The 25,064-nt window shown below is 48.1% G+C and carries 22 protein-coding genes; 19 read left to right on the forward strand and 3 right to left on the reverse strand.

Annotation, left to right across the window (positions count from 1 at the left end):
• The 8 genes from K8R76_12385 to K8R76_12420 form a co-directional block, all read left to right on the forward strand.
• Positions 1–314 (forward strand): hypothetical protein (locus tag K8R76_12385; GenBank protein ID MCD4848974.1); only part of this gene is annotated, 314 nt, incomplete at its 5' end.
• 112 nt (positions 315–426) lie between these two features.
• Positions 427–1,431: a PorV/PorQ family protein gene (locus tag K8R76_12390; GenBank protein ID MCD4848975.1), complete on the forward strand. Its 1,005-nt coding sequence runs from the start codon at positions 427–429 to the stop codon at positions 1,429–1,431.
• A 7-nt stretch (positions 1,432–1,438) separates the two neighbouring features.
• Complete coding sequence (locus K8R76_12395; GenBank protein ID MCD4848976.1) at positions 1,439–4,273, forward strand: immune inhibitor A; 2,835 nt, start codon at positions 1,439–1,441, stop codon at positions 4,271–4,273.
• Positions 4,273–4,935, forward strand: a complete 663-nt coding sequence (locus tag K8R76_12400; protein MCD4848977.1) for a hypothetical protein — start codon at positions 4,273–4,275, stop codon at positions 4,933–4,935. The genes K8R76_12395 and K8R76_12400 overlap by 1 nt, the downstream gene beginning before the upstream one ends.
• Positions 4,935–6,599: a T9SS type A sorting domain-containing protein gene (locus K8R76_12405; protein ID MCD4848978.1), complete on the forward strand. Its 1,665-nt coding sequence runs from the start codon at positions 4,935–4,937 to the stop codon at positions 6,597–6,599. Before K8R76_12400 ends, K8R76_12405 begins: the two co-directional genes overlap by 1 nt.
• Positions 6,568–7,344, forward strand: coding sequence for a hypothetical protein (locus K8R76_12410; protein ID MCD4848979.1), 777 nt, complete (start codon positions 6,568–6,570; stop codon positions 7,342–7,344). The genes K8R76_12405 and K8R76_12410 overlap by 32 nt, the downstream gene beginning before the upstream one ends.
• Positions 7,341–10,466, forward strand: a complete 3,126-nt coding sequence (locus K8R76_12415; GenBank protein MCD4848980.1) for a hypothetical protein — start codon at positions 7,341–7,343, stop codon at positions 10,464–10,466. The genes K8R76_12410 and K8R76_12415 overlap by 4 nt, the downstream gene beginning before the upstream one ends.
• Positions 10,467–11,825, forward strand: a complete 1,359-nt coding sequence (locus K8R76_12420; GenBank protein MCD4848981.1) for a hypothetical protein — start codon at positions 10,467–10,469, stop codon at positions 11,823–11,825.
• Here the strand turns inward: K8R76_12420 and K8R76_12425 are convergent.
• Both K8R76_12425 and K8R76_12430 read right to left on the reverse strand, forming a co-directional pair.
• A complete protein-coding gene (locus tag K8R76_12425; protein MCD4848982.1) occupies positions 11,822–13,444 on the reverse strand; it encodes a right-handed parallel beta-helix repeat-containing protein in 1,623 nt (540 codons plus the stop codon). The genes K8R76_12420 and K8R76_12425 overlap by 4 nt on opposite strands.
• Before the next feature lie 109 nt (positions 13,445–13,553).
• Entirely contained in the window at positions 13,554–13,709 is a 156-nt protein-coding gene (locus tag K8R76_12430; protein ID MCD4848983.1) for a hypothetical protein, read from the reverse strand.
• A 64-nt stretch (positions 13,710–13,773) separates the two neighbouring features.
• On the opposite strand from K8R76_12430, the gene K8R76_12435 reads away from it, so the two are divergent.
• The 9 genes from K8R76_12435 (at position 13,774) to K8R76_12475 (ending at position 21,646) form a co-directional block, all read left to right on the forward strand.
• Positions 13,774–13,911, forward strand: coding sequence for a hypothetical protein (locus tag K8R76_12435; GenBank protein MCD4848984.1), 138 nt, complete (start codon positions 13,774–13,776; stop codon positions 13,909–13,911).
• Between the two features lie 139 nt (positions 13,912–14,050).
• Positions 14,051–14,641 carry a hypothetical protein gene (locus K8R76_12440; protein MCD4848985.1) on the forward strand — a complete coding sequence of 197 codons (591 nt, stop codon included), beginning with the start codon at positions 14,051–14,053 and terminating at the stop codon, positions 14,639–14,641.
• A 34-nt stretch (positions 14,642–14,675) separates the two neighbouring features.
• Positions 14,676–15,272: a hypothetical protein gene (locus tag K8R76_12445; protein MCD4848986.1), complete on the forward strand. Its 597-nt coding sequence runs from the start codon at positions 14,676–14,678 to the stop codon at positions 15,270–15,272.
• A gap of 139 nt (positions 15,273–15,411) precedes the next feature.
• The gene (locus K8R76_12450; GenBank protein MCD4848987.1) at positions 15,412–16,293 is read left to right on the forward strand and encodes a methyltransferase domain-containing protein; all 882 of its coding nucleotides are present in this window, start codon (positions 15,412–15,414) and stop codon (positions 16,291–16,293) included.
• Positions 16,286–17,695 carry an adenosylhomocysteinase gene (ahcY, locus tag K8R76_12455; protein ID MCD4848988.1) on the forward strand — a complete coding sequence of 470 codons (1,410 nt, stop codon included), beginning with the start codon at positions 16,286–16,288 and terminating at the stop codon, positions 17,693–17,695. Before K8R76_12450 ends, ahcY begins: the two co-directional genes overlap by 8 nt.
• A 120-nt stretch (positions 17,696–17,815) precedes the next feature.
• A complete protein-coding gene (locus K8R76_12460; protein MCD4848989.1) occupies positions 17,816–18,217 on the forward strand; it encodes a response regulator in 402 nt (133 codons plus the stop codon).
• Positions 18,214–18,675 carry an NADH-quinone oxidoreductase subunit NuoE gene (gene nuoE, locus K8R76_12465; protein MCD4848990.1) on the forward strand — a complete coding sequence of 154 codons (462 nt, stop codon included), beginning with the start codon at positions 18,214–18,216 and terminating at the stop codon, positions 18,673–18,675. The genes K8R76_12460 and nuoE overlap by 4 nt, the downstream gene beginning before the upstream one ends.
• 14 nt (positions 18,676–18,689) lie before the next feature.
• Positions 18,690–19,871 (forward strand): SLBB domain-containing protein, encoded by a 1,182-nt coding sequence (locus K8R76_12470; GenBank protein MCD4848991.1) that lies wholly within the window; start codon positions 18,690–18,692, stop codon positions 19,869–19,871.
• Positions 19,871–21,646, forward strand: coding sequence for a [FeFe] hydrogenase, group A (locus K8R76_12475; protein MCD4848992.1), 1,776 nt, complete (start codon positions 19,871–19,873; stop codon positions 21,644–21,646). The genes K8R76_12470 and K8R76_12475 overlap by 1 nt, the downstream gene beginning before the upstream one ends.
• A 75-nt stretch (positions 21,647–21,721) precedes the next feature.
• Here K8R76_12475 and K8R76_12480 read toward each other — a convergent pair whose 3' ends face one another.
• On the reverse strand, positions 21,722–22,903 hold the full coding sequence (locus K8R76_12480) for an ATP-binding protein (protein MCD4848993.1): 1,182 nt from the start codon (positions 22,901–22,903) through the stop codon (positions 21,722–21,724).
• Between the two features lie 193 nt (positions 22,904–23,096).
• Here K8R76_12480 and corA point away from each other — a divergent pair, with 193 nt between their 5' ends.
• Positions 23,097–24,170: a magnesium/cobalt transporter CorA gene (corA, locus tag K8R76_12485; GenBank protein MCD4848994.1), complete on the forward strand. Its 1,074-nt coding sequence runs from the start codon at positions 23,097–23,099 to the stop codon at positions 24,168–24,170.
• Between the two features lie 127 nt (positions 24,171–24,297).
• Entirely contained in the window at positions 24,298–24,960 is a 663-nt protein-coding gene (locus tag K8R76_12490; protein ID MCD4848995.1) for a hypothetical protein, read from the forward strand.
• The last annotated feature ends 104 nt before the right edge of the window (positions 24,961–25,064 follow it).

Genomic DNA, 25,064 nt, shown 5'->3' on the forward strand with positions numbered 1-25,064 from the left:
GTGAGTTCAGTATCAGCAATGTATTTCCATATCCGAATCCGTGCAGCGATGGAGTATCACTCAACTGGACCCAGACATCGGCCGGTACTGTTGATATTTCTATTTTTACACTCACGGGAAGGAAAATAAAAAAGTTCGGGAACATTGAAGGAGATGCAGGATATAACCAGTGCTGGTGGGATTGCAGGGATGCTGATGGTGACTTTGTTGCCAGTGGATCTTACATTTTTCTTGTTTCCTGTACATCCACAGCGAATGCGGGTGAATTCTCAGAGGTTACAGGCGTAATAGCGGTTGTACGGGAATCACGTTAATGTATATTTCATGCTTCCCGTACACGTTTCTAATGAGTGATATGGATCTGTCTGATATATGATGAGGTTGAATACCGGGGCAGTATGTTCTGCACGGTTGAGTGGAGGAATAATGATTCGAAAAGTACTCTTTCTTTTTGCCATTCTGTCTTTTGCGTCAGTATCATTTGCTTCAACGGCAAGTGTTGTATGGATGACAATTACACCTGGAGCTCGACCAAACGGAATGGGTGAGGCTTTCACCGCCCTGGCTGACGATGCTACAGCGTCATACTGGAATCCCGCAGGACTGGCTTTTGTCGATTCCACAAGGCAGGAACTTACCCTGCAGCACAGTAACTGGCTTCCGCAGCTGGCGGATGATCTTTACTATGAATTTCTGGGTTATGCCAAGTATCTCGAAGGATGGGGCGGAATCGGCGGCAACATCACATTCATGTCCATGGGCGAGCAGCTTGAGACAACTTCCGAAGGTGAAGAACTGGGAACTTTCTATTCGTACGGAGTTGCCCTCACCGGTTCTTTCGGCACGGAAGTCGCACCCGGTGTTTCTGTAGGGCTGGGTTTGAAGTTCATATATGATCACCTTTATTACCAGGATTCCGGCAAGGGAACATCATTCGCAGCGGATCTGGGTGTTCTCTATCATGTTCCTATGGATGATCTGGGTCTTGGTAACATAGGGAGGCTTAACATCGCGGCCTGTCTTTCGAACCTTGGGCCTAACGTAAGCTACGGTGGGAACACAGAGAACAATCCCCTGCCCAGAACAATCAGAACCGGACTCGCATACATTCCATTTGATTCTCACCTGACCCGCCTTCGAGTAACCGCGGACTACAGTAAACTTCTTACAAGTGTTGACGATGGATTCGGCACCGAGTTCAATGAGAATAAATGGGGTACCGGTGCTGAATTCTGGTATTACGATCTCCTCGCTCTGAGGGCGGGTTATATCCATGATACTGAGGGAATATCCACGATTCAGGGACCTACTTTTGGAGCAGGGCTCCAATACAGCGGTTTCCAGCTTGACATGGCTTTCATACCGGTTGAGGAGAATCTTCAGGGATCAGGCAAGTACAATTCTAAATATTCGCTGTCTGTCAGATTCTAGGAACTCAATGAAACTCCTGATTTTTGCTCTGTTTCTCACATTGACAGGTATATTGTCGGCTGCTCCTCCGATAATCCACGGGGCCATGCCTCCGCTGCACGAAAGACCTTCTGAAGGCCCTGCTATTTCAGGTCCCGGAAAAGTCGAGCTTTACGATGATTCGATGTACGTATGCATGATCAGAGTCGAATTTCTTGAGGATTTCACGGAAGAGACATCCGGAAACGGTAAATTCGATCTGGATGCTGACCCGCCTCATGACAGCGTCTATTTTACAGGTATTGCTGATGGAATAAGCAATTACTACGAAAGTGTAAGCGGTGGGAATCGTCTGCTTTCATTTGATATTTATCCTATGTCCAATATTGGAGCATATCAGCTTTCACATCAGATGATCTACTATGGAAGTGATGAAAAAACCATTGAGGGAGCCTGCGAACTTCTTCATGACGCGGTTGTCATTTCCGATATTGATATTGATTTCAGTATGTATGACGCTGTAATGGTGGTTCATGCCGGATCAGGTCAGGAAGCTGATATTTTTCTTAACAGCCCTGGTGATATCGGTTCGGTATTCCTGACCCTGACGGATCTGATCAATTATCTTCCCGGAGCCGGGATATACTACACTGGCATTCCTACGAATGACGGAGTAAAAGTAAAAGAAGGAATCATCGTTCCGGAACAGGAAACCCAGGACGGTTTCGGTCTTGGGGTTCTCGGAACCATGTGCCATGAGTTTGCTCATCAGCTTGGTCTTCCTGACCTGTATGACACCATGACGGGGCATGTGGGAGTCGGCGGCTGGGACATCATGGGGTATGGACAATGGCTCATGAGCGGTTACTGGCCTTCATCACTGAGCGCCTGGTCCAGGATGTACCTGGGATGGGCTCCCGTTATCGAATTTGAAGATAATGGAACCTTTTCTTTGACTCAGGGTGATTCCATACTTCGCGTTCCTCTTAACAGCTCCGAATATCTTCTTATTGAGAACAGACAGCGAGATCCTGACGGTGACGGCATGTGCGGAATTCATGAACATGATTTTGGTCTTCCAGGTTCCGGAATACTCATATGGCACATTGATGAAACGAGACTTGGCGAGTACATGAGTGCCAATATGGTTAATACCGATCCTGATCATAAAGGAGTTGACCTCGAAGAGGCGGACGGCATACAGGATTTCGATTACTCACTGCCGGATATTTACGGTTACGAGGGCAGCGAATACGATCCCTGGTTTCAGGGTGGTTACTCCTGGACATTTTCACCTTCATCAGAACCATCGAGCGACGCCAGCTGGGGCGGGCAGACATTCGTTACGGTTGAGGTGCTGGATGCCCCGGGAAATACGATGGGTGTTACCGTAACAAGATCAACAGTCTGTGACGGCTGGCCCGTGTACGTTAATCCTGTAAAATGGGGGCCGGTAATCTGGAATGATCCTGACGGAAACGGAGACAGACTTGTTGTAACAACGTTTTCCGGATATACACGAGCTTTCCTGCCGGATGGTTCCGGACCCGAATTAATGTGTACCGGTGTCTCCGCTCCTCCTGTTGTCGGAAGACCCGATGAGGGAACACCGCTTCTACTTATGTGCAATGATACCGGTGAGATACATCTGAGAGATCCTGAATGGAATGAACCTGACGGTTGGCCTGTTATCCTGCCGGACTTCGGAATTGGTATCGCTTCCTTTATCAGTTCAAAACTGGGAGCTGTTGTAGTAGCTGATAACAATCATAAGGTAATGCTTTTTAATGCCTCCGGTGAACAGATGGGTGGATGGCCTGTTAAAACAGCAGCCCCTGTCACAGGGCTGGCCATGTATCCTGACGAGGATCAGCCAGGGATTATCGCCGCTTCGGCTGACAGCCGAATTTATCTATGGAATGCGGACGGATCGCTGGTCAGCGGATGGCCTGTCGCGCCGGGGAATGAGGATACAGGTTTACCGATTGCCGCCGATCTGAACAGAGATGGCTCTGCCGATATTGTTGTTGTCAGTGGAGACAATGTATTTGCGTATGACAGATCCGGTAGTGTTCTTCCGGGATTCCCCGCGAAACTAGGAAGCACTCCGCTGTCTTCACCCTGTTTTGGTGATATCAATTCTGACGGCATGCTGGAGATAATTCTAACCATGACAGAAGGTGTTGCCGCGATAGGAGCATCCGGAGCTACAATAAATGACTGGCCGGTCCTGCTTGAACAGGACAGCCTTGTCTACGCTTACAGCAGGAATAAAAGAGGTATTGGCGGAGAAGGATTCGCAATGCTTTCCATGGATGACGGCAGAATCTGCGCGTTCGATGAAACGGGTAATCAGAGAGGGATATTCCCTGTGTCAGTCGGCGACAGACCTGTTGGCCGGCCATTGCTGTGGGACCCCGACGACAGCGGTAACTGGAGAGTAGCGGCTGCCGATTCAAGCGGAGCCATTTATTGCTGGAACAGCACTCTCGTTCCTGAGGGGTGGTTCACAGGCTTGCAGATGTCCGGAGAGAACTGCTGGTGGGGTGATGATCTTCCCCCTCTTTCAGTTTCCGGTAACGTTCTTGAAAGCGGTTCATTCTATGTTTATCCAAACCCGGTAAGATCAGGGAATGGAATCATTCGGTTCCATCCCGGTAAAGACAGCAGCTGGGAAATCAGAATATTCAACATGGGTGGCGATCTGGTCTGGTACGAATCCGGATCAGCCCCTGGAGGAGCATCCTGGGAAATTGACTGGGATACCAGAAATCTCGCCCCCGGGGTGTATTTCGTTAACCTTTACATATCGAACAGCGAGGGCTCCATAGATGCTCTCTTTCATGCGGCGGTGGTACATTAATGAGAACAAGAGCAGCGATTCTGTTTTCCGTGCTTCTTGTGATTCCCGGTCTGGCTGATGCTGTTTCAAGCTCCAGAAAGGGTGCTCTGTTTCGCTCTGCTCTGCTTCCCGGCTGGGGACAAATGCATCTGGGTCATTCCACGCGGGGCATCGTATTCATGGGCGTGGAAGCCGTGACCTGGATTGGCGCCGGTCTGTCATACCTTGAAGGGACATTTAACAGAAACGATTACAGATGGCTGGCAATTGAAGAAGCCGGAATATCAATATCAGGGAGGTCAAACCAGTTTATGGATGATGTCTCTGATTTTTCCTCCAGCGCTGAATACAATGATTATATCCACAGACTGGCAAGGTATTATTACCCTGATGATCCTGACGCTCAGAGAGATTACTATGATTCCCACGCAAGGTTCGGAAGTGATGGCTGGTACTGGACATCAGAAGCTTCGAGACTGGAATTCGCCGATCATCTGAGTAAGAGCAAGCAGTGGTTCAGACGAAGCATGTACATCGCTGCATTCGCGCTTGTGAACAGGGTAGTAAGTGTTATCGACGCAGCTCTTCTTGATGAGACTGAACCGGGGATATATACGTCCCTTGATTTTCCTGAAAGACGTGATTTCTCATCTGTCAGGTTTACGATTGGAGCCAGATTCTGATGATTTTACTTCTCCTGGCAATCGCACTGCCTGCCGGTAATCCCGCATGGGGAATTGACGGAACTCCGCTCGTACCCCGCATTATGGAGATAGACAGACGCCATGATCCATCTTTCAGACCTTCCGGTCCTTTGCAGACCGATTCAGGGCATGAGATCGGGGACACGATTAATTTCTGGTCCATTGACCATAGTACGGAATATCCTGTTTTCTATCTTACTGCCGCAACCTGCAGGTTTGTTGGGGAACAGACCTATATCTTTGTTGAAGATACGCAGTGGGATGATCATTACGATCAGGACGATGTGGACATATTCGCCGCTGCTCTTGAAGACAGCACGCCTTCAGGGCCTGGCGGTATTGTCGAAACGGATATCGATGTCTTCGGACAGCCTCCTGACGCGATAGACGGAGACCCGAAGATATACTTTCTGGTGCTTGATATCCGTGACGGTTTTGATCCGGATGAAGGCGGAGCGTATATCGCGGGATTCTTCAGCCCCTACAATCAGTTCACTGAGACTGAGGCCTATCTTTACTACGGCGGTCATTCCAACGAAGTGGAAATGATGTATATCGACTGTTTTCCCAGCAATGCCGCCGACGCCGCCTTCACAGCTTCCCACGAACTTGTGCATCTCATCCAATGGGGAATCGAACCTTTCAGTTCAGAGGAACTGTGGGTAATTGAGAATCAGGCGCAGGCAGGTGTATATGTCTGCGGATATCCCGCCTTCCAGGTGGAGACTTTTCTGGAAGCCGGAGGAGTAACGCCTATCAAGTGGACAAATCTGCCATGGGGCAGCATAGAATACGTTGCAGGATACGGTGCCGGATTTCTCTTCATCTCTTACATTGTTGAAAACTACGGCGGCACTGATTTCCTTTATCGATCTCTTCGGACATCAGAACGGGGAATTTCGGGACTGGAGCAGGCGATTCAAGATGTTACCGGGATCGATCCTGATATGAACGGTATTCTTCAGGACTGGATGCTGGCATGCTGGATAGATGATCATGATTTCGAAGATGGAAAATACGGATGGGAAGCGTTCAGAATTGCTGATTACGACACTTCAGATCCAGGTAACAGACGGGGTTTGGACTATACCGGGCAGGTATTGAACGATCCGTATACGGACTACAACAATCACATGTCCTCCTATCAGGGGAAATACTATGAACTCGGAAGTGGTCTCACCGGAAGTTTCCGTGCGACAGCTTCAGGACTTGGAGACCTCAGGGCATATGTATTCGATGCTGCCGGCGGAAAACTTGAAACACTTGATACAGGCGCCGCAAACGATGTTGCTGTCGCCCTGCCAGCCGAGGGTACTGTTCTGCTTCTCTGCAGATCGTTCGCGGGGCTTGATCTTGATGTGTCCTCCGGATCGGTAACTGATTCAATGGGGGAATTTACCTTCTATCCTCAGCCATGTACCGGGACTCTGTATTTCCAGTTCTATTCAACTGCCGGAGATGCTGTTCTGTCGATATTCACTCTGTCCGGTGAATATGTGGAGAGTGTGAATTTCGGAAATGTCGAATACGGGGAAACTACTCTGGCATATACCGGAGCTTCTGATCTGGCTTCAGGGATATATTTCTTCAGATTCAATTTCGGGAACACGATTGAAACCGGCTCGTTTACCGTTGTGCGGTAATAATCTCCCTTTCCTGGCTGTTCTTCTTCTGTTTCTCGGTTCCATATCACAGTCCGCATTATTATCTCAGGAAATCAGCTATCTGAGCGTACCTTCGGAAATCATTGACGCGGAGATTGATATGGAAGGGAATGTCCATGTTCTTCTGCCGGGGCTGCCACACCTGCTTGTCTACCATCCTGATGAAACAGTAATTGAATATGATCTGCCGGACGTTATGCTTCCGGGAGGTTTCTGCGTGGATGAGAGATGGGGCTGGTACGTTTCGGATGAGCTTTCAGGCAGGATCTTTCATATTGATGTTGCAGGGGAAACAGCTGAAGTTATCGATTCGCGAGGTCGACCCGGAAACATCTGCATGGCGGGATTCGCCATTCTCTACGTTTCGAAAGCTGACGGTGTTATCTGTTCCATGAAAGAACCCGCTGATATTCTGGTCAGGCTTGATGGTTCAGGTAACGGGCAGTTATCCGCATCCGGAAACCTGGCGGTCTATTCCAGTGACACCGAATCATATCTGCTTGATCAGTACAGTACACCGGACAGACTTCCATATCCGGGAGCATGGGTACTGTCAGCTGATGAACTGATGGTTCTGAAGAGCGACAGTATTCTGTCTTTTAACGGTGAAACCGTATTTCCAGTTCCGGAAGGTGGAGGATTCAGCAGAATATCCTGTTCTCCGGATGGAAATCGATATGTACTCTGGTCACCTGGAAGAGGGGAAGTTCTGATATTGAGGTGAGCGTACTCATTGTCGCTGTTATGCTTGCTGCGTCCATGACAATGGAATTCGAAAGTGATGGATCGGGTTTCGTAGAGATGGATGATTCCCTCTGGATAGAACCCGGATCAATTATTGCCATAGTGGATGGAGATACACTTTCCGCCTCCTCTTGTGCGTCAGGTCTTCGTACCGGGATTCAGCTGAATCCATCCCCCGAATCCGGGGATACTGTTTTTCTGAAATTTGATCTGCTTTCCCTGGATATTCCTTCTTCGATTAAACAGGATATTGAATTCGCTGAGAACAGAATTGTTAGTCTGCTTCCCGACCACCGCGAATTAAATCCCGTTCAGGAGCATGGACTTTACATATCCGGATCAAAGAGAATCGGGTTTTCCGTAGGTGACGGGGGAGGGCTGGATCAGGGAACCAGAATAACTGTTGATGGAACCGCGGCACCTGGAATCACCGTATCCGGAAGTATTACCGATCGCAATCTGTCCACCGGTCCTTATTCCTCCGAACTTGTCTCGCAGCTTGACCGGATTTTCTTTCTGGTCGACGGCGGGACCTGGAGAGCTCGTCTGGGTGATATGGAGTGGGTAAGCGGAAACGAACAGACAGGTCCACTTGCATGGAACCGTGAAATCAGCGGAGTTGATCTGGAAGGAAGTATCTCTTCACGCTTGATGGCTTCCGCGGGATATGGAACCTCCGGGGATACCAGGCAGAGAACTGTATTCTTCACCGAAGAAGGGATTCAGGGACCATATGATGTGACATCGGGATGGGAAATTGTCCCAGGAAGCGAGAAGGTCTGGCTGGATGGTGAGACGATGGAGCGCGGAGCAACGTCTGATTACGAAATGGAATACACCGCGGGATTGATTACTTTTACTTCAAACAGGCTCATAAGAAATGCTCAGAGAGTCGAAATAACATTCTCTCAGCGGGGTGATGGTTTTCGAAAGGATCTTGTCAACGCATCCGTGGTTCATTCAGCAGGAGGGCTGGAAGTTGGATTCAAGGGATTTTTTGCTGAAGATAACAGGGAATCCCCCCTTGGATTCATTCTGACAGATGAAGCTGTAAACGTTCTCAGCAATGCGGGAGAAGACCCCTCTGAAGCATGGATTGATGGTGCAACTGATGTCGGACAGGGAAACGGGAATTACAGTAAGGACAGCCTTGATCATTACATTTTCGAAGGCCCTGGAGAGGGAAACTGGGACGTGATATTCAATCGACCTCCATCAGGGTCGGGTGATTACATATATGATTCTTCGATTGGAGGATATCTCTGGCTCGGAGAGGGAAGCGGAACCCATCTTCCACGGCAGTACATCCAGATACCTGTCGGTTACAGAACAGGTGGTATCATCGTTAAATACAGCTCCGACGCTCTCAATGGTAAACTGGAAACCGCCGCATCAGGGAGAACCGGAAATCTCTTCAATTCAGATGCCACTACAAGAGAGGGAACCTGTCTCCGGGGCAACATGTCATTTGATTTCTGGGAGAACGGCCCCGGACTTGGCTTAAGAGGTACTCTGGTAACATCCGGTTACGAACCTCCTGATGAACTTGAGGCTGACAGCTCCATCTCCGCCTGGTCTCTGCCTCCGGATTATAAGGGAAAGGATAACATTGCCGAGGTCAGTGTAGGAGGAGAAGGGCTTCTTGTAACCGCATCCGGAAGATTCATGGAGGAAGGCGGTATACTGGAGCGATATCGCGCTTCATCAAACCTCGATCCGGGAAGCATCGCCGTGTTTTTAAGCGGTGTTTATCTGAAGCGGAACGATACGGATCAGATAAGACCGGGAGAATCGTACGGTCTGTCAGTGTCAGCTATACCATTATCAGGTTCTCTGAAACCATTCGGAGGGTTGAGCGGCACAGAGGAATCCTGGAGTGACAGCCTGTCCGGAAGCGTAAAGAGCGGTTACGTCGGCCTGTCTCTTGAGAAGGGATTGGGCAGAGCGCTGATTCGATTCGAACTGCAGGATGATTCGCGTTCAGGAGGACCTCTGTCAGCTCCTTTCAATGTCTGGAGAGCGAGACTGGAAGGATCCGGTATGAGCGGTTTTCTCCGGTACGGAGGAAGCATTGAGCACTCCTCAACATCATATGATATGGGCGGAGAACTGCACGCCGACGCTATCACTGCATCACTCAGAGGTACTATCGGATCTGTCTGGGTAGAAAGCATCTACAATGGATCAGGAACCATAAGCAGATCACTGGACGTGATATATCTGTGGGCAGGTGAAGGAGAGGGAAACTACAGTTATGACTCTGAGACAGGTCAGTATTATCCTGATCCTGATGGAGATTACAATATTAGTTACCAGCCTGGAGGTGCCGGTGACGCGGTAACATCCGCTTCTCTTGAAACGACCGTATCTACCACAGGTATTTCATCCGGACTGAACAGTGTTCTCAGGCTTTCTTCCAGCGGTGCTGATGATCGTTTGAAAACGCTTTCCCTCATCGGTGCATTCGATACTGAAGAAGAGGGAGGATACAGCATCGATCTTTCACCATGGTTCCGGTGGGAAACCGGACTTCTCAGGAGGTTGACTGTTATCGGCAAGCTCAGAAACGAGAGGATTTCCTACAGCGGATCGGGGCTGAGGGTGGAAAGAAGCTGGTCCATTGAAGCAGCACCTGTACTGAACCCCGCGAGGATTCTGGTAATAGAATGTTCCGGTAAATTCTGGAGAAAAGAGGAAGAACTCTATTCCCCCAGAGATATCCGTGGTTTGCGGATTTCTGTCGACCCTTCTGTTGAGTTCTCTCAGGGAGTGGAACCGGGTTTTCTGGCAGCTTTGGAGGTTCGAGAGGAAGTCATCTCTGATCTGCGCAGTAATATGATTGAAGCTGGACCACACTTCTCTTTAATGACTGGAGGCTGGACAGCTTACGCTATAGCGACCGCAGAATATATCCCCGGAGATGATGATCTTCCCGTATGGTTTTTTGACGGTAATGATTCCGGGCTTTCCTGGCGAACATCTGCCAGGATAGGTAAAAGCATATCATCCGGATTTGATATCAGGATCTATTACTGGGGAAGAAAACCGTCCGGCAGTAACTGGACTCAGAGAGCCGGGCTGGAAGGAACGGTGAATTTCTAGATGTTCTTTCTGATCCTGCTTCTGATAATGGCTGAGTCAGGCGATCTTCTTCCTGTTTCAGTCGACTTCAGGGGAAGTCCTCCTATTCCGGATCTGACAGAACTTGGTATAGATACGGTTCTTGCGTCCGATTCATCCATAGCGTTACTGCAGGAGAGAATTCTTCAATGGTATCTTGAAGAAGGTTATCCGTTCGCCGGTGCCGGGTTATTCTTTTCATCAGCTGATACGCTTGTCGTTAATGTGGTTCCGGGAAGGCATGCCTCTCTCGAGGAGGTTCGGATAGAAGGAGCCCCCGGAACTCGTCCGGAAGTATTCACGAGACTGCTCGGTATGAAACCCGGAGATATCTATGACAGGGAAGCAGTGGTTTCATGGCTCAGGAGACTGGAGCGGCTCAGATTCCTTGATCGGACAGGAACTACAACACTGTTTCTGGGAGAACTGGGAAACCTTGTCCTGATACAGGATATTCTGGAAGGGCGCTCCGGTCATTTTGCTGCCGCGATGGGGTGGAACGGGGAAGATCTTGAAGGGGGAGGTGAGGTTCTGTTCCTGAATCTTGCGGGTACTGCAAGGGAACTCGAGATATCAGCCCGGACCACCGGCTGGGGGGGATTGAACGCAAGTCTCAGATACAGAGAACCCTGGCTTTTCGGCATACCGCTTTCACTTGAACTTGAAGCAGCGCAGGACACTCCTGAAAGCTCATGGGTTAACAGGGAAGCCAGTATCTCCATCATCTGGGAGATGAACATGATGGAAGTGAAGGGAGGAGCGGGCATCTGGAGAGGATATCCTCCTGATGGCTCAAGGCAGGAATACGATTACGGTCTTGCCGGAATCCTCTACCGTGCAGGCCTGCGAGTACCGCAGGGATGGCAGGGAATGAATCTTCAATTTGAAGCCAGAGCCGGAAACAGAACCGGCCAGGATACTTCAGGTGTGCTGACAATGGCTGAAGCCGAGATCAGAGGAGACTGGTTCAGAGGATTCATGGGACTGGGCGGAGAAATCCTTACAGGTGGAGTAATGCAGGGGGACTGGTTCGAGGGTCTGCTCCGGCAGATTGGCGGTCAACAGACACTGCGCGGTTATCCTGACAATGCCTTCAGAGCTGTCAGATATATCGTTGCCAGACCCGAATTATCCATCGGTGAGACAGAAACGAGAATGTACCTCTTCTGCGATATGGCAGCAATTGAAACCCCGGAAGAGATAATGAGATATCCGGCCGGATGCGGAGCGGGCATGAGGGGAACGAGCGGAATATTCTTCGCGGACGCTGCCGCGGGTTTTCCTATAAAAGAAGGTCTTGGAAGCGCAAGGTTGTATCTGCGAATAATGGCTTCACTTTAGTCATCCCTGACGATGACACATCTCCTTGAAGCGGCATGTTCATCTGCGACCAGTCTTATCAGGTATATACCTGAGCAGAGGCCTGAGCCATAAAGATATTCGGAGTACATACCTGCGGGAACAACCTCGTCAACAAGGGTTTCGACGAGTCGACCGGAGAGATCAAACACTGAAAGATTTACTTGTGAAGGATACTCTAGCTGATAACACACAGTGCATGATGAGCTGAACGGATTAGGGAAGGATTTTAATACAAGCGCTGTTTCAGGTGCAGAGGATTCTTCCTCTTCAACAGTAAGCCAGTAATTGACACCGCCGCCGCCGAAGGCTCCCATGTCATTGCGGGTGGTTCCCATTGCTGGCCAGAGGGCATAACCGGGATTGAAAGGATCCTCGGGATCGTTGTATTCCCAGTCGGGATTACCTGCATCTATGCAGGGGGAGCCATAGGAAAGGTGATAATCACCAAGAGGCCCCGTCTCAAACTGAGGATCAATATCGATGTTGCCAGGACCCCAAATCAAGGTTGATGTAGGATCAATCCAAATTGAATCAATACCACCACCTATATTTGAATAACTGATAGTAATATAAGTATCGTAAATAAGTATGTTCGGAACAGTGCCATTCGGGGCTTGATTACCCCAGATGATATTATTGGTTACAAAAGCCGTATCACACTGAGTTATGCTTAATCCACCAGTTCCATAAGTACTACTCAATGCTGTATTCATGCATATAGTGTTGTTTTCCATAAGAAGATAATTACCATAACAGGCAACTCCTCCTCCAATTCCTGCTTGATTCTCAACAATGATATTTCCGATGAGTGACACATTACCGCTAATGGCTACTCCACCTCCGCGCCCACCATCGTTGCCTGAGATATAATTACTAATGAGAAGCACGCTCGGACTGTTTATCCCTATACCACCAGCACCTTGGCCTAAACCTAAGTTGTTAATGATTGTATTGTTGATGATTTCAGCATTTGAATGGGTAATGCTCACTCCACCAGTAATTTGCGCTTCATTGTTGCTGATTGTACAGTCGATTATTCTTAATGGTTGCTCGCTGACACTGCTGCCACCGGCCCTGATTCCTCCACTGGTTCCATGAGCATAACTATCAGTAATTGTGTTCTCAGTCAGGCAGGAGGAGGAGTTCATGATATATATTCCTCCTCCGAATTCAGATACTTCACAGTTAATGATCACATTATTCCTGATTGTCGGAGAGGAGTTGGTTATGTAGATACCACCACCGTTAGCAACAGGATCCCTGCCTTCATGCGATTTACCGTCGAAATCCATATTAGTTATACTGAATCCCTCAAGAACTGCGGTACTGTCTTCTCCACCTGTAAACATCACGCAGTGGAAAAAGGAGAATGGTGACTCGATGAAAGTGTTGCTGGCACCGCCGCTGCTTCTAAGGACTATGTTCTTCCCCTGGAAGCTGAAACCACCATTATAGTGTCCTGGGAAGACAAGTACAGTATCACCGTCCTGCGCTGCTGATATTGCCGAAAAGATATCAGGATACTCTGAAGGAACAAGAAGGGTGTCGGCGTGAAGTAGGGTGCAAAAAACTATCAGAAGCAACACTGAATTCTTCATGATCAGTATACACTCCGTTCATATACTGAATGTAACTGTTTGCATTGTCTTGGGCAATCTTCTGTACTGGTTTGAGCATAAATGAAATTAGATTGAGTTTATATTCTGACTAATCATCCCTGATGATGATACATCTCCTTGAAGCGGCATGTTCACCTGCGAGCAGCCTTATCAGGTACATACCTGAGCAGAGACCTGAGCCATCAAGATATTCAGAATACATGCCTGCGGGAACAACCTCGTCAACAAGGGTTTCGACCTGCATCTCCATCCTTTTTGGAGTGAACCTTTTCTGCGACATGGCAGCAATTGAAACCCCGGAAGAGATAATGAGATATCCGGCCGGATGCGGAGCGGGCATGAGGGGAACGAGCGGAATATTCTTCGCGGACGCTGCCGGGGGTTTTCCTATAAAAGAAGGTCTTGGAAGCGCAAGGCAGTATCTGCGAATAATGGCTTCTTTATGAAGTCACCCTTTCGAAGTTCAGATAATTGTAAGGGGATTGCACTGATTGAGAAAATTTGTTATTACTGATAATGATGGTTGGACGTAATTTGAAAGGTAAAGAATTTACATTACTGTCCAGTCATGAAAAGGGGTGTAACATGAAGTATCTATTTGTATTTATCCTGATGGTTTTCTCATTGTCAGTTTTAGGGGAAGATTTTGAGTATAACACCGGAGGGGTGATCGGTTACGTTGCGGATCTTTCCGGATCAAGTGCAGGTTGGGGGGAATGGTTCATAACCTCTTTTTACAACGATACGGGGCATGATCTGGTTTTGATTGAATTTGGATTTCCATGTTGTGGAACAGTAACCGGAGATTTCGGCTGGGTCGTATGGGTTAATATGCCTGATACCGGACCACCAGCAGATATACCTGAAAGCTGTGATTATCACGGGCCTTTTACTCCTGTTGAGGGACCTGGTGGTGATCCATCCGTGTATACGTATATAAACGTATCGGGTGAGAGTATTGTAATTCTGGATCAGACACAATTCGTTTTCGGCTATCAGAATACCGATCTCGGAGGCCAGACGCCATTTACCGGTACTGTTACCTGGTCCTGGCACGAGGGTGTCTGGGCTTCGGATGAAAACCATTATCGAACTGCGGTACTGCAGGTCAAAGCCAATTTCAATGATGCCCTGGATCAAACCACCTGGGGAGCAATAAAGAATACATTCTTTTAACGATTGTCAGATACTCTAAATTGAAAGGAAAAACATGAGAAAATTCATTATTCTGACAGTTACACTCGTGTTCGCTTCAGCTGCTTTTGCTGCGGATTTCGAGTATAACACAGGCGGAACCATTGATATAGTTCCGACCACCGGTGGATCACATGATGGCTGGGGAGAATGGTTCATAACCTCAGTACAGAACAACACCGGATACGATTTACTGCTCACCGAATTCGGATTTCCATGCTGCGGCCCAGCCACAGGCGCTTTCGGCTGGGTAGTATGGACAGATGTAGGTGGACTTGTTGCTCCTTCAGGTCAAGCTTCTACTGCTGACTACTACGGCGAGTTTACACCGGATGATCCCGATCCGGGAACATTCCCTCCTACAGACTACACATATATTGATGTGACTGCTTCGAGTGTTATTATTCCTGACGGCAACTACTTCTGCTTCGGATACGATAATACCGGTACCGGTGGACAGGTCAGTTACAACGGAGTGGAAACCTGGTCATGGTACGGCGGTATGTGGGATCCTGATCCCGCCTGGAGTCGTACAGCAGTTCTTCAGGTCAAAGGTGATTTCGAAGGAGCTCTTGACCAGACCACATGGGGAAGCATCAAGAACGCTTTCTAAGCTGTAATATCGAGAAGGAACCCCCTGTCGATTAATGCAGGGGGTTTCATTTGCACTGATTGACATATGAGAATATTATCATATATTCATATACATGAAGAATATTTTCAGTGCACTTGCAAATTCCAGCAGGCTCAGAATGGTCCGCGTCCTCCTTCGAGGACCGCTGAACGTTAGTGAAATATCCGATGTTCTAAGGCTGAGTCAGTCAAATGTAAGCCATAATCTCAGAATCCTTCTTGACGCTGGAATTGTTATCCGAAAGGGACGCGGCAGCTGGGTATACTACAACTTGAACAGGCATGATTCTGTAATCAGGATGCTTATCGAGAGTATATCAGAAGGTGCGTCCAATATTGAAAATCATGATACTGACATGTCTGAACTGACAAGATGCTACGCATCGCGAAGAATGGAATCGAAACAGTTCTTCGATCGCATAGCGACTGAGTGGGATCATGTATCTGGCCTTATGCCTGATCCTGAAAGTTACATTTCAGATGTTCTCGATATGTTTCCTGTTGATGCTCTGATTCTTGATGCGGGCTGCGGAAGCGGCGAGCTTGTCCTGAGACTCGCACGGAGGGGAACATCCGTTATTGGAGTCGACCAGTCTCAGGAGATGATTTCAGAAGCGGGGAAGAAGCTTTTCGCGAAATGTCACAATAGGAATGTAGAACTCAGACTCGGAACTGCGGAACACCTACCTGTTGCCGATTCTTCGGTTGACGGGATTATAGCGCACATGCTGCTTCATCATCTAGGTGAACCCCCCGCATTTTTTACTGAAGCTGCAAGGGTGTGTGTTCCCGGTGGTCGATGTGCTGTAATTGAGCTTATACCTCATGATAACATGGATTTAAAAAGAACTCACGGTGATCTCTGGCCTGGTCTGGATCAGGACGAAGTCAGAGACTGGATGTTGAAAGCAGGATTCAAAATCGAAAATAAGTACATAACGGATGACGGCAGAGCGTTCATACTGTCCGGTGTTTTTGAAGAAAGGAACGGAAATGGCTGATTACAAGGTAGCTGATATGTCACTTGCTGATTTCGGGAGAATGGAAATCTCTATAGCTGAGAAGGAAATGCCGGGGCTCATGGCTGTGAGGGAGAAATACGGGAAAAGCAAACCACTGCAGGGATTGAGAATTACCGGTTCACTTCATATGACCATTCAGACAGCTGTACTGATAGAGACTCTTGTGGAGCTTGGTGCTGATGTGAGATGGGCGAGCTGCAATATCTTTTCAACACAGGATCATGCAGCAGCCGCGATTGCAGAAACCGGAATACCAGTTTTCGCCTGGAAGGGCGAATCCCTGGAGGAATACTGGTGGTGTACCAGAAACGCACTTACCTTCCCCGGAGGGAAGGGTCCCGACCTCATCGTTGATGATGGCGGTGACGCTACTCTTATGGTTCACAGGGGGTTCGAGCTTGAACACGAGTTCAGCAATACAGGAAAACTGGTGGATTCCAGAGAAGAGACCGAAGACATGCAGGCTTTCATGGACAACCTTCGTTCGGGTGTCAGGAAAAATCCTGATTTCTGGACATCTATTGTCCCCGGAATTATCGGTGTGTCCGAAGAGACGACCACCGGAGTTCACAGGCTGTACCAGATGCTTAAAGCGGGCAAACTCCTTTTTCCCGCATACAATGTCAACGATTCTGTAACGAAGAGCAAGTTTGATAACCTTTACGGATGCAGAGAATCACTTGCTGATGGACTCAAGCGTGCTACAGACGTGATGGTTGCAGGGAAAACAATTCTAATATGCGGTTACGGTGATGTCGGTAAAGGCTGTGCTCAGAGCATGCGCGGTTTCGGAGCAAGGGTACTCATCACAGAAGTCGATCCCATATGTGCTCTCCAGGCTGTGATGGAGGGATTCGAAGTTACAACTGTTGAGGACGCTCTGAAAGAAGCGTCAATAGTAGTAACGGCAACAGGTAACTATAACGTTATTACGGCCGATCATATGAGCCGCATGAAGGATCAGTCGATTGTCTGCAATATCGGTCACTTTGATAATGAGATTGATATGGCCGGACTTGAAGCTACAGATGGAGTGAAGAAGGAAGAGGTAAAACCCCAGGTACACAGATTCAGTTTCTCCGATGGACATGTCATCTATCTTCTGGCTGAGGGCAGGCTCGTCAATCTTGGATGCGCGACCGGTCATCCAAGTTTCGTGATGTCCAGCTCATTCACCAATCAGTGCCTTGCTCAGATAGCTCTTGCGGAGGAAAGACCTGCTATCGGCGTCTATATGCTTCCTAAGATCCTTGATGAGGAAGTGGCTCGATTGCATCTTGGTAAACTGGGTGTGAAACTGACGAAACTGTCAACCCGTCAGGCGGAGTACATTGGAGTGGATGTAGATGGGCCGTATAAACCGGAGCATTACCGATACTGACATTTGCGAGAACAGGCGTTTGGTAATGTGACAGGATCAGGGGAAAGTTGTTTATATTTCCGGCTTGAATTAATGAAGAATACTGGACACGAAATAATAGAGAAAAGGAAAGGGAATACGATGGTGGACAAGATAAGAGTACTGCTGGTTGATGACGACCCGGATTTCATTGAAGCCAACAGCATTGTGCTTGAAGCCTGCGGGTTTGAAGTGCTGTCTGCATCGAGCGGCGCAGATGGACTCAGAATGGTCAAGGAAGAAAACCCGGATGTCGTGATACTTGATGTCATGATGGAGCATACAGACGAGGGTTTTGCAGTGGCCAGAAGAATTCGTTCAAGGCTCAGAAATAATGTTCCTATCATCATGCTCACTTCAGTTGGCGAAGTTACAGGTTACGATTTTAATCCTGAGGAGAATCCGGATTTCTTCCCTGTCGACATCTTCCTCGAAAAACCGGTTCCTCCTGCTATCCTTGTGAACAGGATACGTGAAGTGCTCAAGAAAGGAGAGGATCAGTGAACCGCAATCCACAGGAAATCGTTTCCGATGCAGTGGCTAAGTACGGATCCGGCAGAGAAGCGGTTGTACAGATTCTTACCGAAATCAACAGGGAACTGGGTTATATCCCTGAGGAAGCTATTGTTGCTGTTGCATGCGCAGTTGGTGTAAGCAACGCTGAAATTTACAGTGTGATCTCATTTTACTCGTTCTTCAAAACAGAACCCAGAGGACGGAATATCATACGCCTTTGCACGACGATCAGTTGCGAAATGAATGGCTCCCGCGAAATTCTTGAGACCATTGAGGCAGAGCTTGGTATAAAAGCAGGCGCCACAACACCTGACGGCAGGATAACTCTCGAAACTACAAGCTGCATCGGACTATGCGATCAGGCACCGGCAATGCTTGTAAACGATGCTCCCCATACCCGGCTGACACCGGATGAAACCCGCAGAATTATCGCGGGTCTGGAATAGGGAGGTCAGCAGATATGAGCGAGAAGAAAATACTGATTGCAACAGAACAGCCGGATACCGGTTCCGCTCTGAAGAAAAGCCTTGGGATGACATCCGCCGACGTGGTTTTCGAGGTCAGGGAATCTGAAATCCGAGGTCGAGGCGGTGCCGGTTTCCCGACAGGTATCAAGTGGAACCTCGCGGGTGCGGCCTCCGGCAGTAACAAAATGGTTATCTGTAATGCGGACGAGGGTGAACCCGGAACTTTCAAGGATAGATACCTGATTGAGAATTACGCCCTGAAACTTCTTGAGGGAATGACGATTGGCGGTTATGCAATAGGTTCCTCTCATGGAATCATCTACCTCCGTGCCGAATATCCGTATCTCATTCCGATTTTAGAGAAAGCCAGAGAGGATCTCATTAGGGAGAACCTGCTCGGGGAGAACATACTGGGCACGGATTTCAGCTTCAATATTGAGATCCGCCCCGGCGCGGGCGCATATGTATGTGGAGAAGAAACTTCACTTATCGAGAGTCTGGAAGGTAAAAGGGGAGTACCGCGGAACAAACCTCCTTTCCCGGTTAATTCCGGATATCTGTTCCGCCCTACAATTGTAAATAATGTTGAAACGTTTGCCGCTGTACCTCACATCATCCTCAATGGAGCGGAATGGTATCAGGATCTTGGAATTGGTAATTGTTCCGGTACCAAACTATTCAGTATCTCGGGAGATATCGAGAATCCAGGCGTCTTCGAACTGCCGATGGGTTCATCAATCGGCGAACTGCTTGAAGAAGCGGGTGCGGAGGATGTACAGGCAGTACAGGTGGGCGGAGCCAGTGGAGCAACAATCACCGCGGACGAACTTGATAGATCTCTTTCATTCGATGATCTGCCTCCCGGAGGATCGGTGATTGTTTTCAACAGCAGCCGTAACATGATGGATGTTCTTGAAAATTTCCTTGAATTCTTCGTACATGAATCATGTGGCCAGTGCACAACCTGTCGTGAAGGCAATGTGCGCCTTCTGGATGCAGTACACTTCATCAGAAACGGAGAGATCAGCTGCATGGAGGAGCTGGAACCATTTTTCCAGCTTGCAGAGGTAATGAAAATCGGCAGCAAGTGCGGACTTGGTCAGACATCACCCAATTGTTTCATTGATATAGTCACAAAGTTCATTGATCTGCCGGATGGAAAGGGAGGTGTATAATGCCCAATATTTCCGTTAAAATAAATGGTATCGTAACCAGTGTCAGAGAGGGAGTCACGATCCTAGATGCCTGCAAAACCGCAGGTGTCGAGATTCCTACTCTCTGCTATCATCCTGATCTGTCGCTTGCAGGCAACTGCAGAATGTGTCTGGTTGAAGTTGAGGGCTGGAGAACTCTTGCCATAGCATGCGTGACACCCGTTACTCCGAACATGGACGTTCTAACTCACAGCAAGAAAGTCCGTCACGCGAGAAGGACAGTGCTCAAACTTCTGCTTGCAAGTCATAATGTGAACTGCCCCGAGTGCGAGAGAAACAAGAACTGTGAACTGCAGGAGCTTGCCGAGATACACAACATTACAAGCAACGAATATCAGACCTCGTCAAAACCGGAATCCATAGAGGAAGTCAGTCCCGGCATAATGAGGGACAACAGCAGATGTATTCTGTGTACCAGGTGTGTCAGAACCTGCGAGGAATTACAGAGTGTTGCAGTGATCAAACCGGTTGGCAGATCTTCCTCCGTCACTATCTCAACATTCATGGACCGCAGTCTTAACGATGTTCCGTGTACTCAGTGCGGCCAGTGTATAATCCGCTGTCCTACAGGCGCGCTGTTTGAAACATCGGAAATCAGACCAGTCTGGGAAGCGATAGAGAATCCTGACAAATTCGTCGTATTTCAGACCGCTCCCGCAGTGAGAGTCGGAATAGCGGAAGCTCTGGGACTTCCAATTGACCGGTCAACGGGACAAATGGTGGCCGCCATTCGCGGCCTTGGAGTTGACAGGGTACTGGATACGGATTTTACTGCTGACCTTACCATCATTGAAGAAGGTCATGAACTCATAAGCAGGCTGAAGAGAGCTCTTGTCGATGGAGACAAGGGTGTGGCTCTGCCGATGATGACGAGCTGTTCTCCAGGATGGATAAAGTTCATCGAACATAAGTATCCCGAACTGCTTTCGAACGTTTCAACATGTAAAAGCCCGCAGCAGATGTTCGGCGCTCTGGCAAAAACCTATCTTGCCGGCAAGGAAGGCATAGACGCAGCGAATATCGTAAGTGTTTCCATCATGCCGTGTACCGCGAAGAAATTCGAGAAGGAACGTCCCGAAATGCGCGACAGCGGTTACAAAGATGTTGATTACGTTCTTACAACCCGTGAGCTTGCCAGAATGATCGATGAGGCAGGTATCGATTTCGATAAGATTACGGAAGAGAAATTTGACAGGTGGATGGGTGATTCTACCGGAGCAGGAGTTATCTTCGGTGCTACCGGAGGTGTCATGGAAGCCGCTCTGAGAACGGCCTACGAAATAATTACAGGTCATGAGATTCCGTTTGACGGGCTGAACGTTGAACCTGTCAGGGGAATGGAGGGGATCAAGGAAGCCGCGATAACCATGCCGGAGAGGATGGCCACAGGTTTCGAATTTCTGGCGGGAGTCACTCTGAAAGTAGCGGTTGCTCATGGGCTTGCCAATGCAAAGATACTCATGGACAAGGTCCGGGCCGGTGAAGCGGATTACCATTTCATCGAGATCATGGCCTGTCCTGGCGGATGTCTTGGCGGAGGCGGTCAGCCCATTCCTACAAGTCCGGAGATAAGGCAGAAGAGAACGGAGTCCATTTACGCCGAGGACGCTGCATTGCATTTCCGCAAATCACACGCCAATCCTGAAGTGCAGCTGCTCTATGCCGAGTTCCTGAAGGAACCCCTCGGTCACAAATCCCACGAGCTTCTTCATACTCAGTATGTAAAGCGAGATTAGTGGGGTCGGACGCCACTTGCGGCACTTAGACATAGGGTCAGGTCTAGAACCTGACCCTATACGCCTTTCATACGATTAAATCTGCAATGAGTTTTCCAGTGTTCTGTCCAGGGTATGAAGTCCTGTTATCTGTACGCCGTTCTGTACCCTTTCATCATTGCCGCCATACACCAGTAACTTATTAACTGGAGATTTAACGGCTTTCGAAAATTTCGCAAGACCCTTGAAGAAATCCTTTGATATGGTTGCTCCTGATTTGATTTCAACAGGAACAAATCCAGTTCCGTCTGGGATAACAAGATCAACTTCATTACCGTTACTGTCTCGATAGAAGAACAGATCGGGTCTCATTCGCCTGTTCAGAATGAATTTCAGTATTTCGGTGACTATAAGGTTTTCGAACAGCATCCCTCGCAGAGGGTGAACAGAAAGTTGACTAATACTGTTTATGCCCATAAGATAGGCTGCAAGTCCGGTATCATAGAAGTACAGTTTCGGTGATTTGACAAGTCTTTTCGAGATATTCCCGTAAAACGGTGGAAGACGGAAACAGATATAACTGGCTTCCAGTATAGACAGCCATTCTCTGACAGTGGTTTGGGAAACACCGGTATCATTTGATAGACTGCTGCTATTAAGCAATTGTCCTGTCCTGCCGGCGCATAATCCCAGGAATCTCTGAAAAACCGTCAGGTTTCTTATCATACTGAGCTGTCGAATATCCCTTTCAACATAAGTGGCAATGTAATCTCCAAGAACCTGTGTTGGATTCAGACATTTCCGGTAAATAACAGGATATCCTCCCTGGTAGATCAATACGTCCGGTTTACTCTCGGGATATCGGTTAAGGATCTCACTGCTTGAAAGCGGCAAAAGTGTCAGTAAAGCAGTTCTTCCAGCAAGGGATTGATTGACAGTATTGGATACACTGAAATTCTGACTTCCTGTCAATATGTAATTGCCTGAAAAACCGGGAGTATCAACAATAACCTGTATGTATGAGATGAGTTCAGGAACACGCTGTATTTCATCAAGTATTACGGAATCAGGAAATTGAGCCAGAAATCCTTTCGGGTCAGTGAATGCGTACTCACGTATTTCGGGATCCTCAAGATTTGCGTATGCCATCTCGGGGTAAGTCATACGGCAGAGAGTCGTCTTACCTGATTGGCGTGGACCTGTTAAAGTGATTACAGGATAGTCTTGTATAAGTCTTTTAAAGACACTTCCAACCTTGCGTTGAATCAATTCATTCATCTCTCACCAACCAGATATATTATGCAAATCCACACTTAATACTTGGATTTACATAATGTTGATCACCATTGATGTCAATATGGGAGGGTCTGGTTTCAACCTGACCCTGTAAGGTCTGGTAAATTCATGCTGACAGCATTATACTGATAGCTTGTTAATGCTGTTATTTCCGTTCTATTGAAGGGAACCCCTTATGGCAGAAAGAATAAACTGCTCCAGCAGGATGCATGAAAAAGCCGGCCAGCCTCCGGGAACTCCTCTTTTCATCGGCAGGAGAAAAATGGAGGAAGTCAGCCTTTCTTATATACGCTTCAACGAAAACCTGCACGAAGAAAAGGAGAACTCAACTCCGAAAGAGTGTGCCGATCTCTGCAAGTCTTCCGATGTTGTATGGATAAATGTTGACGGTATCCATGATGCCGAAACCATAGAAGAAATCGGGAAGCATTTCAACATTCATTCACTGACAGTCGAGGACATTGTAAATACCATGCAAAGGCCGAAGTTCGAGGATTTTGACAACTATCTGTTCATCGTGCTCAAGATGCTGAGCTATTCCGATATCGATAAGGGCATGGAAACAGAACAGGTTTGTATGATTCTTGGCGAAAACTACGTTATTACTTTCCAGGAAAAGCCGGGAGATGTTTTCGATTCTGTTAGGGAGCAGATAAGGGGATGCAGGGGAAGGATCCGAAGAGAAGAGGCTGATTATCTCGCATATGCTCTTATTGATGCTGTGGTGGACAGCTACTTCCTGATACTCGAGACCATCGGAGATCAGATCGAGGAAATTGAGGATCGGGTCATTCTGGATCCGAATCCTGACAGTGTATCAAAGATTCACAGATTCAAGAGGGCTATGCTCTTCATGCGGCGAACCGTCTGGCCGTTGAGGGAAGAAATCGCGCTGCTGGAGAAAAGCGGATCGGACCTCGTAAGGAAACCGACTGCGGTTTTCTTCAGGAACCTGTACGATCATACCATACAGGTTATTGATACGGTGGAAACCTACAGGGACATCATATCAGGGATGCACGATATGTACCTTTCAAGTGTAAGTAACAGAATGAATCAGATAATGAAGGTTCTTACCATCATAGCTACGATCTTCATTCCCCTGACTTTCATCTCCGGCGTCTACGGCATGAATTTCAGATATATGCCGGAGATTGGCTGGAAGTATGGATATTTCGCGATACTTGGATTTATGCTGCTGGTAGGTGCAGTAATGCTTTTATTCTTCAGAAAGAAGAAATGGATATAGACATAGTGAACGGTTAAATCTCGTAAGTACCGCAAGTGACGTTCGACCACATCGTGATTGAATAGGTTATGCTCATTTTGTTCTGGTAATAGTCTGGGGTTTTTTTATGCTGCGATCAAATTTATGTATGATTTCTGTGTTTGTTCTGAGTTTACTGCATTCCGGTATTTCCGCTGCAGGCAGCGAAACCAGAGGTGCAATCGGGGTGCGAATCAGTTCGATGGGTTTCGGGGGTGAAATAGCCCTCCCGCTTTCCAGTGAAATTTCCGCAAGACTCGGGCTGGATCTTTTCCATTATAAGGGCAGCACCGAAATCGACATGATAAATTATGATATTGACGCTTCACTGGCCTGGCTCCCGCTGCTGCTTGATTACAATCCAGGTCGGGGTGCTTTCAGGCTTACTACCGGTTTTATAGTGAGCATGAACAATGTTTCAATGGAATCCAACTCGGATGAAGCAATAGAGATAGGTGGTCATACATACACTCCTGAAGAGTTCGGAATGCTTGTTGCAGATATCGATTGCAGGGGTGTTGCACCATACCTTGGAATCGGCATACTGAAGCACATACCCTCTGATGGTAAAGTTTCAATAGCCTTCGACATCGGAGCGATGTTCCAGCACTACAAACTCACGCTCACACATGAGGGAGGAAGCATTCCTCCTTTGATCGAGGAGCAATTCATGGCTGACCTGTATGCCGAATCGGAAACGGTCGTGAATGACATGAACAGGCGGTTCGGGGTCTACCCGGTTCTCAAGATAGGGATCAGCTTCGGGATCTAAGGAATCTGCAGCCTCCACCGCAGGTCATGTACTACCGGGCTTGAATCCCTGCCTGATCCAGAATGAAAGCGTACATCCAGGTTATACGGTCTATCCACTGGAAT

The sequence above is a fragment of the Candidatus Aegiribacteria sp. genome (genome assembly GCA_021108435.1).
GTDB lineage: Bacteria > Fermentibacterota > Fermentibacteria > Fermentibacterales > JCC-6 > Aegiribacteria.